Below are 16,319 nucleotides of genomic sequence, written 5' to 3' on the forward strand. Positions count from 1 at the left end.
ACCCCAGAACCCTTCGTTATCGTACTGTGACCATGTCCCCCTTCACCCGGATCAACGAGTCCCGGTCGCCGCTGCTGTACGCGGCGGTCGGAGCGCTGCTGATGACGTTGATCGTGGGCGCGGCGATGGCGATCGTGAACCGCAAGACGGTCACGGTCGTGGTGGACGGCGAGAAGTCCACCCAGTCCACCATGTCGCGCAATGTCGCCGGGGTGCTGCGCGCCGCCGGCTTCTATGTCACCGATCGTGACATGGTGCGGCCGAACCTGGCCACGTCGCTGGTCGACGGCGCCACGATCGTGTTCAACCGGGCCCGTGAGGTCACGCTGGCGGTGGACGGCAAAGCCCAGAAGGTGTGGACCACCGGACTGACCGCGGGCGAAGCACTCGACCAGTTGAAGCTTCCGGCCGAGATGCATGTCTCGCCGGGGCGTAACGAGCGACTGCCGCTGGCCGGTGCGACATTGCAGGTCTCCAGCCCGCGCAATATCTCGCTGCTGGACGGCATCGGCAATCCGGTCGACGTCCGGCTGGCGGCCCCGACCGTCGGCGAATTCCTCGCCGTGGCCGGTATTCCGCTGATCGAGCAGGATAGCGTGGAGCCCGCGGCGACCACCCCGCTCACCGAGGGTCTGCGGATCGTGGTGACCCGCAAGCGAATCGAACGGCGCACCGAAACGCTGCCGCTGGATCCGCCGGAGAACGTCATCGAAGACGAGAGCCTGAACATGAGCCGCACCGTGGTCGAGAGCCCCGGTGCGCCGGGCGTTCAGGACGTCACCTTCGCGGTGACCATGGTCAACGGCCAAGAGGTCGGCAGGCAGCAGGTCGCCAACAATGTCACCGTGCCCGCGCAGCCGAAGACCGTGCGCAAGGGCGCCAAGCCCGGCACCGAGGTGCCGCCGGTGCGTGACGGCGCGATCTGGGACGCGCTGGCTCGCTGTGAGTCGACCGGCAACTGGTCGATCAACACCGGTAATGGCTATTACGGCGGCATCCAGTTCGATCAGAGCACCTGGGAACGCCAGGGCGGCCTGCGCTACGCGCCGCGCGCCGACCTCGCCACCCGCGAGGAGCAGATCGCGATCGCCGAGGTGACCCGGGCTCGTCAGGGCTGGGGCGCCTGGCCCGCCTGCACCGGCAGACTCGGACTGAGCTAGGAGCCTTTCGCCACGGTCGTGTCGGGCGTGGCCGGGGCGGCAGATCAGTACACTCGTCCAGGTTTGTGACGGTATCGGGTCTGGGAGGTGTTCGATGCGAAGTGTCCGGGGCTTCAAGCGCGCCGTGGCGGCGGCCACGCTGTCGGCGAGTGTGGTGCTGCTGGCGCATGCCGCGCCCGCGCACGCCGAATCGGCGGGCACGGTTATCGCGGTGCGGGCACAGCCGGACGGCTGGCACGGGATGTCCGGCGGCTCGACGGTCGAATACTGGATGGCCGATTCGGCCGGCACGCCTCGCCCGGCCAGCGGTTCGCTCTTCGTCCCCGCGGGGCCACCGCCGCCGGACGGCTGGCCGATCATGGCCTTCGACCACGGCACCGCCGGACTCGGCCCCGGCTGTGGCGGACAAGCCGATCCGGCGAAGTACCCGTACCCGGTCGCCATGGCCAGACAGGACGAGATCATCCGGCACCTGGTCCAGCAGGGCTTCGCCGTGGTGGCCCCCGACTACCTCGGGCTCGGCCTCTTCGATACCGGACCGCACCCGTACCTGGGGATCCGGACCGAAGCGACCTCGACCATCGACCTGGTGCGCGCCGTCCGGTCGGTGCGTCCGGAACTATCGCGCACCTGGGGCGTGATCGGCGTTTCGCAGGGCGGCCAGGCGGCGCTCGGCACCGGCCACCTCCAGCAGACCTACGCCCCCGACCTCGATTTCCGGGGCACCATCGCGATCGACCCGGAGTCCGATGTCGAGAAGGTGCTGCCGCTGGCCGGTCCCTTGATTCCGGCGGTGGCGAATACCCAGGGCCTGATGAGCTTCTTCGTCAGCATCCTGGCCGGGCTGCGCGCGGAACGCCCCGACCTCGACGTGGACCGGTACCTGACGCCGCAGGGCAAGGCCGTGCTCGACGATATCGGCCCGCTCTGCCTGGACCGGATCATCGCCCGCGTCGCGGGCCTCGGCGTCGGCGACATCCTCGCCCAGCCGCTCGCCGACGACCGCATCCGCACCGGCCTCGACGCCTACCTCACCGTCCCCACCGCCGGTTACGACGCGCCGATCCTGTTGCTGCTGAACGTCACCGACACGATCGTCCCGTCACCGCTGCACGCCGCCCTCGCCACCCAGCTCGCCGCTAACCGCGTCGACTTCCAGGTGGTCACCGGCACCGGCCGGCACTGCGAACTCAACCCGCAGATGGAAGCCGCCATGGACGCCTTCCTGGCTCGCATCCGATCCACCCCGACCCAGCGCTGACCCGGTCGTACGTTCGGGGGACGCCGTTCGCCGCCGTGGTGCGCGGCGCGGGCGGTGATCCGGTGCGGTGCGGCACGGAGGGTGCAGCTTGGTAGGTTCTTCGGGTGTCCGAACCTGATATCTCCGCTCGTGGGAGCGCCGCGCTGCTGGGGCCCGCCGAGGTGCGGACGCTGGCCGAGCGCTTCGGCGTGCGGCCGACCAAGCAGCTCGGGCAGAACTTCGTACACGACGCGAATACGGTGCGGCGGATCGTCGCGGCGGCGCGGGTGGGGCGCGCGGACACCGTACTCGAGGTCGGGCCGGGGCTGGGATCGCTGACGCTGGCATTGCTCGACGTGGTCGATTCGGTGGTGGCGGTCGAAATCGATCCGGTGCTCGCGCAGCACCTTCCGGTGACCGTCGCGGATCGTGCGCCGGAGCTGGCCGACCGGCTGCGGGTGGTCGAGGCCGACGCGCTGCGGGTCGCCGCGACGGATCTCCCGGCCACACCCACCGCCCTGGTGGCGAATCTGCCGTACAACGTCGCGGTCCCGGTGCTACTGCACCTGCTCGCCGAACTCCCCAGCCTGACAACCTCATTGGTGATGGTGCAGGCCGAGGTCGCGGACCGGCTGGCCGCCGAACCCGGTAGCCGTATCTACGGCGTTCCCAGCGTCAAGGCCGGATTCTTCGGCACCGTGCGCCGCGCGGGCGCGGTCGGCACCCAGGTGTTCTGGCCGGTGCCGCGGGTCGAATCCGGGCTGGTGCGCGTCGAGCGCTATGCCGAGCCGCCCTGGTCCATGGATGCCGACCATCGCCGCCGTGTCTTCGAAGTCGTCGACGCCGCCTTCGCCCAGCGCCGCAAAACCCTGCGCGCGGCCCTGTCCGGCTGGGCCGGATCGGCGCCCGAGGCCGAACGCCGCCTTGTGGCGGCGGGCATCGACCCGACGGCTCGCGGCGAAACCCTCGACACGGCCGCCTACGTACGCCTCGCCGCCCAGATCTGATCGGCGGTCGCCCACGCTGTCGTCCCGCGACCGTCGCCCGGCTATCGACCGGTCGGAACTTCGGCAGGGCTGATGGTGATCGGCTGGGTGCGCAGACCGCGCAGGACGGGGCTGGCGATGCGGGTCGGTGCGCCCGCGGGCGCCATATCGGGCATGCGGCGGGCGATCTGTTCCAGGGCGGCGGTGGCCTCCATGCGGGCAAGGGCGCTGCCGATGCAGTAATGGATGCCCGAACCGAAGGCGAGGTGGTCGGTGAGATCGGCGCGGTCGATAGCGACGCGATTGCGGAATTAGCGGAAGCTGCGTAGGCGCAGGCTGTTGCTCACGACGAAGATGCTCGACAGCGCCATGGCCGCGCCGGCGAGCATCGGATTCAGCAGCCCCGCCGCCGCGAGCGGAATCGCCGCCACGTTGTAGCCGAAGGCCCAGAACAGATTCCCTTTGATGGTTCGTAAGGTGGCGCGGGACAGCCGAATCGCGGTGCCGACAGTGCGGAGATCACCGCGGACCAGGGTGATGTCGCTCGCCTCGATGGCGACATCGGTGCCGGTGCCCATCGCCAGACCGAGATCCGCTTGCGCGAGCGCGGCGGCATCGTTGACGCCGTCCCCGACCATCGCCACCACCTTGCCCCGCTCCTGGAGTCCGCGGATCGCGGCCAGTTTGGCTCCGGGCAGCACCTCGGCGATTACCGCGTCGATGCCGGCCTGCGCCGCGACGGACTCCGCGGTGGCGGCATTGTCCCCGGTCAGCAGCACCGGTGTCAGGCCGAGCCGCCGCAGATCGGCGATCGCCTCGGCGCTGGTCGGCTTGATCGCGTCGGCGAGTACCAGCACGCCACGCGCGATACCGTCCCAGGCGACCGCGACCGCCGTACTCCCGTCCCGTTCGGCCGTGGCCCGTGCCACCGCCACCGATTCCGGCACCGTGATCGCGCAGTCGTTCAGCAGCTCATCGCGTCCGATGACGACGGACCGCCCGTCCACCACGCCCCGCACGCCTTTGCCGCCGTGACTGACGAATTCCCGCACCGCTGGCACGGCGATCCCGCGTTCGCGCGCACCGGCGACGACGGCTCGGGCAACCGGATGCTCGGACCCGTGCTCGACGGCCGCCGCGATCGCCAGCACCTGATCGGCCGCGGCGGTCGCCAGTACCGCGCGTTCGGGAGTGTCGGCGACGGTCGGGGTGGATGCCGCGGTGCCGGGTGCCCGTTCGGCGTGGGCGGCGGCCACGCCGGTCGGAACGTCGCCGCGGGGATTGCGGCCCGTGGCGGGGATGACCTCGGTGAGCCTCATCCGGCCGGTGGTGACCGTTCCCGTCTTATCCAGCACCACGGTATCGATTTGTCGTGTGGACTCGAGTATCTGCGGCCCTTTGATCAGGATCCCCAGCTGCGCGCCGCGCCCCGTGCCGACGAGCAGCGCGGTGGGCGTGGCCAATCCGAGGGCGCAGGGGCAGGCGATGATCAAGACGGCGACGGCCGCGCCGCACGCCACCGCCGCGGGCGCGCCGCTGAGCAACCACGCGCCCAGCGTCAGGGCGGCGATCACGAAGACGGCCGGCACGAATACCCCGGCTACCCGGTCGGCCAGCCGCTGCACCGGCGCCTTGCTGTTCTGTGCCTCCTCGACCAGCGCCGCCATCTGGGCGAGTTGGGTGTCGGCGCCGATCCGGGTGGCGCGCACGGTCAGCATGCCGCTCGCATTGACCGTCGCGCCGATCACCGCGTCGCCGGGGCCGACCTCGACGGGACGTGATTCACCGGTCAGCAGGCTCAGGTCCAGGGTCGAATCGCCCTCGACGACAACGCCATCTGTCGCCACCTTCTCCCCGGGACGCACCAGGAACAGCTCACCCACCCGCAGTTCGCCGATGGGGATCCGGACTTCGGCGCCGCCGCGCAGTACCGCTACATCCTTGGCGCCGAGCTCGAACATGGCACGCAGCGCCGAGCCCGCCCGATCCTTGGCCAGGGTCTCGAAATACCTTCCGGCCAGTATGAATACGATCACCCCGGCCGCGACCTCGAAGTACACATTGGCGGCCGCGTCGGCGCGCTCGATTCCCAGGCTGAACGTGTGCTTCATTCCCGGCATGCCCGCGTGTCCGAAGAACAGCGCGTACACCGACCATCCGAACGCGGCCAGTGTTCCGACGGAGATCAGTGTGTCCATGGTCGCGGTGCCGTGCCGGGCGTTGATCCAGGCCGCCCGGTGGAAGGGTGCGCCACCCCAGCAGACCACCGGTGCCGCGAGGGTGAGCGAAAGCCATTGCCAGTTCTCGAATTGCAGTGCCGGGATCATCGCCATCGCGATGACCGGAATCGCCAGGGCGATGCTGACCCATAGCCGGTGCCGGAGTTCGGTCAGTGGTCCGGGGGTCGTGTCGAACCGGTCGGTTTCCATTGCGGGCGGCGGTGGTACCTGCGCCGTATACCCCGCGCCCTCGACCAGCTCGACCAACCGATCCGTCGAAATCGACTGTGGATAACTGACTTTTGCCTTTTCCGTCGCGAAGTTGACGGTAGCCGTCACACCGTCCAGCCGATTGAGCTTCTTCTCGATCCGTGTCGCGCAGGAAGCGCAGGTCATCCCGCCGATCTCGAGCTCGACCGAGCGCCGATCGGCGGGCGCGGTCATCGCTGACCGCCCCCGGTGTGATGGCCGCCACCGGATGTGGATGGCGCTGTGAGTTTTTCGTCGGCCGCGGCCTCGACGGTGAACTCGGCGGTGCGCACGGTCCCGCCGTGTGCGAAGTCGAGGTAGAGCCGGTAGCTCCCCGGACCGGGCGCCTGCGCGTGGAACACCACATTCGGACCACGGGTGCCGTCGGTTTGCGGGTGGACATGCAGGTAGGCGAGGTCCGTGGCGCGCAACGCGACCAGATGCGCGTTGGCGCCCAGATACGGTTCGAGATCGGTGACCGGCGTGCCGTCGCGAGAGATGGTGAAACGCAGCTTGCCGCCGGAGGTGGTCAGCTCGCCGCCGCGCGCGACCCGGTAGCCGTCCACGCTCGCGGTCTCCGCGACCGGTGGCAGGGGCTGTGACGCCGGATCTCCGGCGACGGTCACGGTTCGGCTCAGCACCAGATCGCCCGGGCTCCCGGCGGTTTCGGGGATGAAATCGGCGAACACCCGGTAGGTTCCCGGCGCGGCCCATGACCAGTCGATCGACCAGCCGCCCGCGGCATCCATGGTCGGATGCACGTGCCGGTACCCGGTGGTATCCGTCCGGACGACGATGAGATGCAGCTTCTTCTCGTGTTGTGTGGTGAAGCGCGTGACCGGCGTCCCGTCCGGCCCGGTGATACGGAATTGCAGGGTCCCGGCCTGGTTCGGCGCGGTGGGCGCGGTCAGGTCGACCAGGCGGTAGCCGGACTCCGAATCCGACAGCCCGGTCGCCGCGACGCCCTCGGTGGCGTGCTGGGCGCCGTGGTCCGACGCGGGCCCGGCCGGATCGCCCACCAGGGCTCCGATACCGAGCGCGGCGCCGAACAGGGCGATCAACCCCACGCCGACCGCGGCGAACTTCAGCCGGTCCTGCATTAGACGGCGACCTCGTAGCCTGCCTCGTCCACGGCGGCGACGATATCGGCGTCGGCGACCGGGGCTGTGCTGTCCACGCGGACCGCGCCGGTCGCGAGGTCGACGTCGACGCTGGTCACCCCGTCGATCTTGCCGATCTCGGACTTGACCGAGCTGACGCAGTGCCCGCAGGTCATGCCCTTGACGGTGTAGGTGGTGGTGGCCATCTCCGACTCCTTCGCTCATATTCGATCATACGGTCCAGGGGTATCCCCGACGAGATCGAAGATACCCCCCATGGGTATCTAGCGCAAGCCTTCGGTCCAGCCGTGGATGGCCAACTCGGCAACCCGCTCCAACTCCTCCCGGCTCGCGCCGTCGCGGGCGGCCTGCGACATGCCCTGCATGACCGTGCCGATATAGCGGGCCAGGGTGGGTGCGTCGGTATTCGCGGGCAGAATACCCGCGTCGATATCGGCCCGGATGCGGTCGGTGAAGACTCCGATATTCCGATTGCGCATGTCCCGCAACAGATCCGCGATCTCCGGGCTGGTGGTGTTGACGCCGGCGCTCATCACCAGGCAGCCGTGCGGGCAGTCCGGCCTGCTGTATTCGGTGGCCGCGTCGCGCAGGATGCGCCGCACCGCGGCCTCGGCCGTCGTTTCTTGGGCGAGCGCCCGCGTCACGAATCCGCCGTAGCGTGCGCCGAAGGTCTGGACCACCTCGGCGAACAGCTTGGCCTTATCGCCGAAGGCCGCGTACAGGCTCGGGGCGCCGATGCCGAGTTCGGCGGTCAGGTCGCCGATCGAGGTCGCTTCGTAGCCGCGCGTCCAGAACAGTCGCAGCGCCTTGTCGAGGGCGGCGTCTCGATCGAACGAGCGGGGTCGTCCCCGGGCGGGTGCGTTCATGACATTTATTTTATAGCGATCGCTAGACAATGTGCTAACGTCCCTTCTGTAGTGATCGCTAGAGAAAGGGGCCCGATATGGGCGCACTCACGGGTAAGACCGCACTCGTCTCCGGTGGCAGCCGGGGGATCGGACGCGCTGTCGCCGAGCGACTGGGACGCGACGGCGCGCGGGTCGCGGTGCATTACAACGGCAATGAGGAGGCGGCGAAGGGCACCGTCGCCGCCGTCGAGGCAGCGGGCGGCTCCGCCTTCGCCATCCGGGCCGAACTCGGCGTGCCCGGCGATGCCGCGGCGCTGTGGGAGGCCTTCGACGCGCATGCCGACGGTCTCGACATCCTGGTCAACAACGCGGGTATCGACGGCATCCGGGAACCGATCGGCGGGACCGACGAGGAATCCTTCGACCGGGTCTTCGCGGTGAACACCAAGGCGCCGTTCTTCGTCACCAAACTCGGTCTGGACCGGTTGCGCGACGGTGGGCGCATCGTCAACACCTCCACCGGGCTGACGCACGGCGCGAAGATGCCGCAGCTGATCGCGTACACGATGACCAAGGGCGCGCTCAATGTCTTCACCCAGACCCTCGCCAAGCAGCTCGGGGCGCGCGGTATCACCGTCAACGCGGTGGCGCCCGGTGTGATCGACACCGATATGAACGCCGGCTGGCTGCGTAACCCCGAGACCGAGGCGATGGTCGCCGGGTGGTCCCCGTTGAACCGGGTCGGGCAGCCCGCCGATGTCGCGGATATCGTCGCCTTCCTGGCCTCGGAGGACTCGCGTTGGGTGACCGGCCAGTGGATCGATGCCACCGGGGGTGTGCTGCTGTAACCGAATTGCGCCCAAGAGGTGAATGGCTCATGGAGAGCGCGACGGGTGTCGTACCCACCGGTTAGGCTTGAGCATCGTGTTGTCAGTAGTGCCCAGCCCCGTCACCGTGCGCGCGCCGTCGAAGGTGAACCTCCACCTCGGAGTCGGTGACCTGCGCGCGGACGGCTACCACGATCTGACCACCGTATTCCAGGCGCTATCGCTGAGCGACGATCTACAGATCTCGCCGTCGGCCGCGCTGAGCGTCCGGGTCGCCGGCGAGGGTGCGGCGGAGGTGCCGACGGACCGGAACAACCTGGTGTGGAAGGCCGCGGTCCGGCTGGCGCATCTGGCGGGCCGGGCGCCGCTGGTCGAGATCGCCATCACCAAGGGGATTCCGGTGGCGGGCGGCATGGCCGGCGGCAGCGCGGACGCCGCCGCCGCGTTGGTCGGGCTCAACGAATTGTGGGACATCGGGCTCTCTCGCGACGAATTGGCCGCGGTCGCAGCCGAACTCGGCAGCGATGTGCCCTTCGCGCTGCACGGGGGTACCGCGCTCGGTACCGGCCGGGGTGAGCGACTGCTCCCGGTGTTGTCCCGCAATACCTTTCACTGGGTGCTCGCGCTGGCCAAGGGCGGGTTGTCCACCCCGGCGGTCTTCGCCGAACTGGACCGGCTCCGGGAGATCGGCGACCCGCCCCGGCTCGGTGAACCGCAGCAGCTGATGCAGGCACTGGCCTCCGGCGACCCGAAACAGCTTGCACCCCTGCTGGGTAATGATCTCCAGGCGGCGGCGGTCTCGCTGAAGCCGGAGCTGCGCCGCACCCTGCGCGCGGGTGTCGGTGCGGGTGCGCTCGCCGGTCTGGTCTCCGGCTCCGGGCCCACCTGCGCATTCCTCTGCGACAGTGAGGACGCCGCCGTCGCGGTGGCCGCCGAACTCGCGGGCGCCGGTGTCGCGCGTAGCGTCCGCACCGCCACCGGCCCGGTCCCGGGCGCCCGGGTGCTCAACGCGGATACCCACGGCAGGCGCTGAGCTCACCCGACCACGTCGGCGAGCCGATCCACTTGATCGGCGTCGCGGCCATAGCAGTAGAGCATGACCTCGTCGGCCCCGAGATCGGCGAATTGCGTAATGGCGGTGCGGATTTCGTCGGGCGTGGTGAGCATTCCGGCGAGCATGTAGTCGGCGCGGCCGCTGAATTCGTAGTAGGCGCCCATCGAGGCGCGGGCATCGGCGACCACCTCGTCGGCGCCGAAAGCGACGTTGACCTGGGCGACGATGCGGGGTGCGCCGTCGCGTCCGTGCGCGGTCCAAGACCGGCGCACGGTATCGAACAGGCCGCCGGCCCAGGAGGGTGCGGCGGCGGCGAGGAATCCGCCGCCGAATCGGCCGACGCGGTCGAGGGCGGCGGGCTGGAAGCCGCCGAACAGGGTCTCGGGACCTTCGGGTCGGTACGGCGCGGGTCCGATCGGTCCGCAGTCCGCACTGTGCGGCTTACCGGACCAGAGGTCGCGCATCAGGGCGATCTGCTCGTCCATCCGGCGGCCGCGGGTGCGCATATCGGTGGCGGAGGCGACGTGGTCGTCCGCGCGACCGCCGACGCCGAGGCCGAGGACGAACCGGCCGCCGGACATCAGGTCGAGCGTCGCGGCCTGCTTGGCCAGCAGTGCGGGTTCGCGCAGCGGGGCGATCAGCACCTCGGTCTGGATCTTGATGCGGGTGGTGGCGCCGGCGATCATGCCGAGCGCGATCAGTGGTTCGGGGTTGTCGTAGGCGAGTCGATCGAGTAGGCCGAGGGTGGAGAACGGGCCCGCCTCGGCGCGGCGTGCCCAGTCGAGCAGAACGGTGGGATCGGAAATCGGAAGGCCGAGACCGACGTGCATGGGAACCTCCGTGAAGGGGTGGATCTGACGGCGCCGCCCCTGTCAACCCCGTCGATGCGTGGCGGTGTTCCCTTCCGCGGCTGAACTTCGGCGGAAACGCTCATAGAACTTTGTTCGTAACGAACGTTGTTCGTCAGCTACGTTAGACGAACAACGTTCGGTGCGCAACTTCGCGCCGTGACCGGCGGGTCTGCGCCGCGTTCGGGGCGAGAGCTAGGCTTTGCCGGGGCAAGCATTGCGCCTGCCTGCGGCAACCTCGGAAGGATCCATGTCCAACCTGATCAACCTCGAACAGGTCTCCAAGAGCTTCGGCATCAAACCGCTCCTGGACAACGTGTCGCTCGGTGTCCATGCCGGTGAGCGGATCGGCGTCGTCGGGCTGAACGGCGGCGGCAAGACCACGCTGCTCGAGGTGCTCACCGGGATCGAGGAACCCGACAGCGGCCGGGTGAGCAGGGTCGGAGGGCTGCGCATCGCGGTGGTGACCCAGCGCGGGGTGCTGCCCGCGGGGGCGACCGTCGGATCCGTGGTGCTCGCGGGGCTGGCCGACGATCAGATGGCATGGGCATCGCGCAGCGATTCGATGGGGGGTGGCGGTCGGGCGGCGGGTGGGCCAGACGGGGTCGCTGAACACGAGTGGGCATCGAATCCGCGCATCCGTTCGGTCATCGAGGGCATCGGCATCGAGGGCCTCGGCATGGACACCAGCGTCGACAACCTGTCCGGCGGTGAACGCCGCCGCGTCGCGCTGGCCGCCGCGCTGGTGCGCGACCTCGATCTGCTGGTGCTGGACGAGCCGACCAACCACCTCGATGTCGAGGGTGTGCAGTGGCTGGCCGAACATCTGCTGAACCGGCGCAGCGCGCTGGTCGTGGTCACCCACGATCGCTGGTTCCTCGACACCGTCGCCACCGACACCTGGGAAGTGGTCGGCGGCAAGGTCGAAAGCTATGAGGGCGGATACGGCGACTGGATCTTCGCCAGGGCCGAACGGGCCAGGCAGGCCGATGCCTCCGAGGCGCGGCGCAGCAATCTGGCACGGAAGGAATTGGCCTGGTTGCGCCGCGGTGCGCGAGCCCGGACCTCCAAGCCCCGCTACCGGGTCGAGGCGGCCGAAGCGCTGATCGCCGATGTGCCGCCGCCGCGCGATAGCGTCTCCCTTGCCGCATTCGCCCGAAAGCGCCTGGGCCGCGTGGTGATCGAGCTGGAGGACACCACGCTCACCACCCCGGATGGCCGCGCCCTGGTCCGCGATCTGACCTGGCGTCTGGCACCGGGGGAGCGGGTCGGCCTGGTCGGGGTGAACGGTTCCGGAAAAACGACCCTGCTGCGCGCATTGGCGGGTGAGGTGGAACCGGCCGCGGGCAAGCGGATTCAGGGCCAGACCGTTCAGATCGGCTGGCTGCGCCAGGAACTCGACGATCTGCCCACCGATCTGCGCGTACTGGAGGCGGTCCAGCAGGTCGCGCAACGAATCATGCTGGGCGACAAGGAGATTTCCGCTGGTCAATTGGCCGAGCGGCTCGGATTCACCCCGGCTCGCCAGCGCACCCCGGTCGGCGATCTGTCCGGTGGCGAACGCCGCCGACTGCAGCTGACCCGCATCCTGATGGCCGAGCCGAATGTGTTGCTGCTCGACGAGCCGACCAACGACCTGGATATCGACACCCTGCAACAGTTGGAGGATCTGCTCGACAACTGGGCTGGCACCCTGGTGGTCATCAGCCACGATCGCTACCTGATCGAACGCATCGCCGATTCGACCTGGGCGTTGTTCGGCGACGGCAAGCTCACCAACCTGCCCGGCGGCATCGATGAATACCTGAAAAAGCGTGCCGCGCTGAGCGCCGCCCCGGCCCGCGCCGACGCCAAAGCCGCCGACGCGCCGTCCACCGATTCCGCCGCCTACCGCGCCGCCCGCAAGGAATTGGGCAAACTCGAGCGCAGCATCGATAAGCTCACCGAGCGCGAGCAGAAACTGCATACCGCGCTGGCCGACGCCGCCACCGATCCCGATAAGCTCAGCACCCTCGGTGCGGAACTGAAGCAGGTGCTCGCCGAAAAGGAAGCGGCCGAGGAGCGTTGGCTGGAACTGGCCGACGGCGCCTAACGAGTTGTGCGCCACCGCCCGTTCGCGCCGCAGCGCGGGATCGGGCGGAACCGGGTCGGGTCAGCTGGTTCCGGAAGCTCGGCCGTCCTGGACCACGACCGGCAGGCAGGTCTCGACGAAGTCGGCGCCGAAGCCGGTGAGCACGATGCTGCGGTAGTAGATCTTGGTGCCGAAGCTGGAGCGCTTCAATACCTCCCGCACCGGTGACTGCGCCTCCAGGATCTGGTACCGGTTCGGATTTCCGACCGGTTCCCGCGCGAACTCGATGAGCCCGAGCCTGCGCAGATTGGGCAGGTACTGCTGGATCCGGTTCGGGAACCGCAGGCCGGCGTGTTCGCCGATCAGGTTGAGCCCCGACACGATGCGTTCGGCGCCGAAGCCGCGCGGGCGTCCGGTGCGGATATCGATGGCGGGCTGCGCGCCGTCCAGATGCAGGAAGCGCAGGATGCGGGCCTCGTCGGGAGTCAGGTCGGCCAACATCCCGGCGAAGGCCGGATGGATCTCGTTGGCCTCGGCTTGTGTGCTCGCGGACAGCCGCAGCAGTGCGGCGCCCTGCTCGCGCAGCGTCGGCACGCCGGTGGTATCGGCCGTGGGCGTTGCGACAGGCAGACCCAGTGCGCGGCGCACCGCATCCTTGAACTCCGCTTCGGCCTCGGCGAGCACCTCGCGCGTCGGTGCGCCCGCGATACTGCCCCGCACGACGGTGGCTCCGACGCCGAGCGCGGTGTCGACACCCCAGGCCGTGACCGCCGAGGCGGCCGATACCGCGACCCTGGCGACACCGGTGGCGGCCCGAACCGTCTGCCGGGCCGAAGGCCTACTGCGGCTGGGTGTTTCGGCTGTGTCCGGTAGCGGAGCCAACGGCCGTCGCGCGATCTCCGTCGAGGGTTGCACAACCTCGGAGGACTCGACGGCCTCGATATCGTCGCCGTCTGCTTCCGTCATAGCCATGTCGTTGCCACTCCCGTTCCGAAGATCAGGATGTGAGCGTATCCGGCGAACAGCCCCAACACGCCGCCATGCAGAAAAAGGAGCCATTCGTCCTGTTTGATGGCCGAACGCAGCATATCCACGAAGTCGTTGGGGGAAAGCGCCGACATCTGTTTGGCGATGTAGTCGTTGATCTGCTTGCCCTGCCGGACGTTGAACTCGGGGTCGGCGAAGGCGATCGGGGCGATGGACATGGCCTCGGTCGTCAGCGTCGACTGCAACGAGTCGTACTCGCGGCTGCCCAGCATGAACTTGACCGCGGGCCGGGCCGGGCCGAGCGCGCGGTCCGCGGCCGGGCGCAGGGTGTCCTCCAGCATCTGCATGGTGCGATCCGAGCGCGGGCCGTTGAGTAGTTCGTCGCCGATATTGGCGACGGTCATCACCTGGCTGGAGACCAGTTCGGCGTAGCCGGCGGTGATCTCGGGCTGGCGCTTGATCAGCAGACCCTGCCGCCACGGGCACCACCATTTCGGGTAGGCGGGCGCGAAGATCATATTGAGACCGACCCAGTTGACCACCCAGCCGATGATCACGCCGCCGATCGGCAGCACCACCAGCGTCGACCATCCGGTCAGATGCAGGATCGCGACCAGCACAACGCCCATCGGCGCGCCGAAGTAGAAACCGAAGTTCTGCATGAACTGCAGTTCCTTGGCGCCGAGCACCTGGAACAGCGTATTGAGCAGTTGCGGCCGGGCCTGGAAGTACCGGATCACCATTTGTTTGACGTCGATTAGTTGATCGATATTCGCGCCGAGTTCATGCGTCAGTTCGTGCAGAATCTCCGGCAGCTGCTGCCGGACCCGGGCGTGCACCATCTCGCGCACCTGGGTCGGCAGGTTGTACCAGAGCTGTGGATGTTCGCGACGCAGGATTTCCTCGACGATGTCCTGGATCTGCGCGTCGGCGATGCTCGCCAGATGCTCGGCGAGTTTGTCCGGCTCCAACTCCCTATAGAAGTCCGCGACACTGCCGAGTTTGGCCAAACCCTTGTCGACGGCGATGCTCGCCATTTTGTCCGCCCGCGACGGCACGATGCCCTGCCAGCCGATTCGGCCGTCGTAGCTGAGCAGCGGCAGTACCTGAATTCGCTTGGGCAGGAACGGGAAAAGCGCGCGCAATCCGGGTAACCGGATGCCGTGGAAGGCAATCGGCTTGAACAGCATCAGGATGCCTGTCCAGTTGGTGATGTAGCCGATGATGCCTGTGAAAAGCGGAATGGTCAGAAGCTCTAGAAGGATAGTCGGATGGATTCCGAAAACACTCTCTAACACGACACCCTCCTGCCGATACACCGGTGATCGCCGCCTCACCGGCACCCCAAACTAGCACCCCGTCGGCATCGGGACCCCATTGTGAGCGGTAATGCCGTTCGCGCCGCGAGTGCACCGGACGGCGGGCGTCATACCGGAGATATCGGTCACAGTGCCGGTCCGGAATGCCGCATCGGTGCGGGCCGCCGGTGACAATGGCGACCACCACATTCCGGCTAGGGGCGGCCGGGGGGTGCACAGGGGTGGCCCGCGCAACGCCAGGTTCGGCATACCTGGAAGGCTGACGGGCAATAATCTGTGGGCAGACTCGTTCCCTTGGCAATACATCGGAGTAGACGTGGCAGACGACAGGACCGGACAGGACGTCACCCGAGCCGGTTCCCGCTCCGTGGAGCGCAGCTCGGATGTCGAACAGCGGCAGATCAGCAATGAGGCCAGGCTGATCCGCGGCGTGTTCCGCGCGGCCGGGCTGGCCGCAGGTACCGCCGTGCGCGGCGGCCAGTGGGCGGTCAACACCTCCTACGAGGTGACCAAGGAGATCACCAAGGCCGCGCTGGACGGCGAGTCGTCGGCCGATATCGCCGAACGCACCGGTAATGCCCTGCGCTCGATCGCCCGCAGCGCGCTCGGCGTCACCGAGGGCTCGGTGCGCGAAATCGTCAGCTATGTACCGACTCCCAGCAACGGCACCGGTCAGCAGCAGGCGCTGGCCATCAGCTCGCATCTGCGCTCGGCGTCCACCGAGGAGTTGCGCAGGCGCGGCGACGCGCTGCTGGCTCGCTCGGCCGATGTCTACTTCACCGAGGATGTGCACCCCGCCTACGACCGCATCCTCGATGAACTGGCGCCGGACGAGGCCCGCATCCTGCGCTTCATGGCGCTGAACGGTCCGCAACCGTCGGTGGACGTGCGGACCAACCGCCCGCTCGGCATCGGCTCGGAACTGGTGCAGGGTGATCTGACCTCGGTGCCGGAGCAGGCGGGTGTCCGCTACCCGGACCGGGCGCGTCAGTATCTGATCAATCTCAACCGGCTCGGCCTCACCCTGACCTCCGACGACCCGGTGGTGCTCAGCCGCTATATGGTGCTCGAGGTGCAGCCGGTGGTGGAGGCGGCGCTGAAGAAGGCCGGTCGGGCGCCGAAGATCGTGCGCAAGAGTCTGCGGCTCACCGAGTTCGGCGAGGACTTCTGCCGGACCTGCTTCACCATCGGAAGTTGATCTTCCTGGCCGACTCGGCCCGGATAGTGCCCGGATAGTGATAGCAATCTGATACAAATCTCCCAAATCATGAAGCACGGCGGCTTCGGATGGGATTGTTGATTATATGGATCAGGTCAGCGACGGGCAGGGGCGTAGCGATCCGACGGTGAGCGACGCCGAGAAACGCGGCGATCCGGCACCGGATGCCGA

The 16,319-nt window shown here is 68.4% G+C and carries 15 protein-coding genes; 7 read left to right on the top strand and 8 right to left on the bottom strand.

Annotation, left to right across the window (positions count from 1 at the left end; all coding sequences use genetic code 11):
* Window positions 1–32 precede the first annotated feature (32 nt).
* The 3 genes from AB0H61_RS27620 (at window position 33) to rsmA (ending at window position 3,407) form a co-directional block, all read left to right on the top strand.
* Window positions 33–1,160 carry a transglycosylase family protein gene (locus AB0H61_RS27620; protein ID WP_357310041.1) on the top strand — a complete coding sequence of 376 codons (1,128 nt, stop codon included), beginning with the start codon at window positions 33–35 and terminating at the stop codon, window positions 1,158–1,160.
* A 94-nt stretch (window positions 1,161–1,254) separates the two neighbouring features.
* The gene (locus AB0H61_RS27625) at window positions 1,255–2,421 is read left to right on the top strand and encodes a lipase family protein (RefSeq protein ID WP_357310043.1); all 1,167 of its coding nucleotides are present in this window, start codon (window positions 1,255–1,257) and stop codon (window positions 2,419–2,421) included.
* A gap of 104 nt (window positions 2,422–2,525) precedes the next feature.
* On the top strand, window positions 2,526–3,407 hold the full coding sequence (rsmA, locus tag AB0H61_RS27630) for a 16S rRNA (adenine(1518)-N(6)/adenine(1519)-N(6))-dimethyltransferase RsmA (RefSeq protein ID WP_357310045.1): 882 nt from the start codon (window positions 2,526–2,528) through the stop codon (window positions 3,405–3,407).
* Window positions 3,408–3,448: 41 nt separating this feature from the next.
* Here the strand turns inward: rsmA and AB0H61_RS27635 are convergent, their stop codons facing one another.
* The 5 genes from AB0H61_RS27635 to AB0H61_RS27655 form a co-directional block, all read right to left on the bottom strand.
* A complete protein-coding gene (locus tag AB0H61_RS27635) occupies window positions 3,449–3,679 on the bottom strand; it encodes a cytochrome P450 (protein WP_357310138.1) in 231 nt (76 codons plus the stop codon).
* Window positions 3,680–3,697: 18 nt separating this feature from the next.
* Window positions 3,698–6,049, bottom strand: coding sequence for a heavy metal translocating P-type ATPase (locus AB0H61_RS27640; RefSeq protein WP_357310047.1), 2,352 nt, complete (start codon window positions 6,047–6,049; stop codon window positions 3,698–3,700).
* Window positions 6,046–6,954: a hypothetical protein gene (locus tag AB0H61_RS27645; RefSeq protein ID WP_357310049.1), complete on the bottom strand. Its 909-nt coding sequence runs from the start codon at window positions 6,952–6,954 to the stop codon at window positions 6,046–6,048. Before AB0H61_RS27645 ends, AB0H61_RS27640 begins: the two co-directional genes overlap by 4 nt.
* Window positions 6,954–7,160, bottom strand: coding sequence for a copper ion binding protein (locus AB0H61_RS27650; RefSeq protein WP_357310052.1), 207 nt, complete (start codon window positions 7,158–7,160; stop codon window positions 6,954–6,956). The genes AB0H61_RS27645 and AB0H61_RS27650 overlap by 1 nt, the downstream gene beginning before the upstream one ends.
* Before the next feature lie 78 nt (window positions 7,161–7,238).
* Window positions 7,239–7,841, bottom strand: a complete 603-nt coding sequence (locus AB0H61_RS27655) for a TetR/AcrR family transcriptional regulator (protein WP_357310054.1) — start codon at window positions 7,839–7,841, stop codon at window positions 7,239–7,241.
* A 77-nt stretch (window positions 7,842–7,918) separates the two neighbouring features.
* On the opposite strand from AB0H61_RS27655, the gene AB0H61_RS27660 reads away from it, so the two are divergent.
* On the top strand, window positions 7,919–8,671 hold the full coding sequence (locus AB0H61_RS27660) for an SDR family oxidoreductase (protein WP_357310055.1): 753 nt from the start codon (window positions 7,919–7,921) through the stop codon (window positions 8,669–8,671).
* Window positions 8,672–8,747: 76 nt separating this feature from the next.
* Window positions 8,748–9,683: a 4-(cytidine 5'-diphospho)-2-C-methyl-D-erythritol kinase gene (locus tag AB0H61_RS27665; protein WP_357310057.1), complete on the top strand. Its 936-nt coding sequence runs from the start codon at window positions 8,748–8,750 to the stop codon at window positions 9,681–9,683.
* A 2-nt stretch (window positions 9,684–9,685) separates the two neighbouring features.
* Here the strand turns inward: AB0H61_RS27665 and AB0H61_RS27670 are convergent, their stop codons facing one another.
* On the bottom strand, window positions 9,686–10,534 hold the full coding sequence (locus AB0H61_RS27670; protein WP_357310059.1) for an LLM class flavin-dependent oxidoreductase: 849 nt from the start codon (window positions 10,532–10,534) through the stop codon (window positions 9,686–9,688).
* Window positions 10,535–10,802: 268 nt separating this feature from the next.
* Here AB0H61_RS27670 and AB0H61_RS27675 point away from each other — a divergent pair, with 268 nt between their 5' ends.
* On the top strand, window positions 10,803–12,644 hold the full coding sequence (locus AB0H61_RS27675) for an ABC-F family ATP-binding cassette domain-containing protein (RefSeq protein WP_357310061.1): 1,842 nt from the start codon (window positions 10,803–10,805) through the stop codon (window positions 12,642–12,644).
* Window positions 12,645–12,704: 60 nt separating this feature from the next.
* On the opposite strand, the gene AB0H61_RS27680 is transcribed toward AB0H61_RS27675, so the two are convergent.
* The gene (locus tag AB0H61_RS27680; RefSeq protein WP_357310063.1) at window positions 12,705–13,589 is read right to left on the bottom strand and encodes an Abi-alpha family protein; all 885 of its coding nucleotides are present in this window, start codon (window positions 13,587–13,589) and stop codon (window positions 12,705–12,707) included.
* Window positions 13,586–14,908 (bottom strand): hypothetical protein, encoded by a 1,323-nt coding sequence (locus AB0H61_RS27685; protein ID WP_357310066.1) that lies wholly within the window; start codon window positions 14,906–14,908, stop codon window positions 13,586–13,588. The genes AB0H61_RS27680 and AB0H61_RS27685 overlap by 4 nt, the downstream gene beginning before the upstream one ends.
* A gap of 337 nt (window positions 14,909–15,245) precedes the next feature.
* Between AB0H61_RS27685 and AB0H61_RS27690 the strand changes: the two genes are divergently transcribed.
* On the top strand, window positions 15,246–16,127 hold the full coding sequence (locus AB0H61_RS27690; RefSeq protein WP_357310068.1) for an Abi-alpha family protein: 882 nt from the start codon (window positions 15,246–15,248) through the stop codon (window positions 16,125–16,127).
* The last annotated feature ends 192 nt before the right edge of the window (window positions 16,128–16,319 follow it).

The sequence above is a fragment of the Nocardia sp. NPDC050710 genome, from assembly GCF_040654375.1.
Lineage (GTDB): Bacteria > Actinomycetota > Actinomycetes > Mycobacteriales > Mycobacteriaceae > Nocardia.

Coding starts and splice junctions, on each gene's coding strand:
- AB0H61_RS27620 (WP_357310041.1), top strand. CDS start 33: ATGTCCCCCTTCACCCGGATCAACGAGTCCCGGTCGCCGCTGCTGTAC.
- AB0H61_RS27625 (WP_357310043.1), top strand. CDS start 1,255: ATGCGAAGTGTCCGGGGCTTCAAGCGCGCCGTGGCGGCGGCCACGCTG.
- AB0H61_RS27640 (WP_357310047.1), bottom strand. CDS start 6,049: ATGACCGCGCCCGCCGATCGGCGCTCGGTCGAGCTCGAGATCGGCGGG.
- AB0H61_RS27645 (WP_357310049.1), bottom strand. CDS start 6,954: ATGCAGGACCGGCTGAAGTTCGCCGCGGTCGGCGTGGGGTTGATCGCC.
- AB0H61_RS27650 (WP_357310052.1), bottom strand. CDS start 7,160: ATGGCCACCACCACCTACACCGTCAAGGGCATGACCTGCGGGCACTGC.
- AB0H61_RS27655 (WP_357310054.1), bottom strand. CDS start 7,841: ATGAACGCACCCGCCCGGGGACGACCCCGCTCGTTCGATCGAGACGCC.
- AB0H61_RS27660 (WP_357310055.1), top strand. CDS start 7,919: ATGGGCGCACTCACGGGTAAGACCGCACTCGTCTCCGGTGGCAGCCGG.
- AB0H61_RS27670 (WP_357310059.1), bottom strand. CDS start 10,534: ATGCACGTCGGTCTCGGCCTTCCGATTTCCGATCCCACCGTTCTGCTC.
- AB0H61_RS27675 (WP_357310061.1), top strand. CDS start 10,803: ATGTCCAACCTGATCAACCTCGAACAGGTCTCCAAGAGCTTCGGCATC.
- AB0H61_RS27680 (WP_357310063.1), bottom strand. CDS start 13,589: ATGACGGAAGCAGACGGCGACGATATCGAGGCCGTCGAGTCCTCCGAG.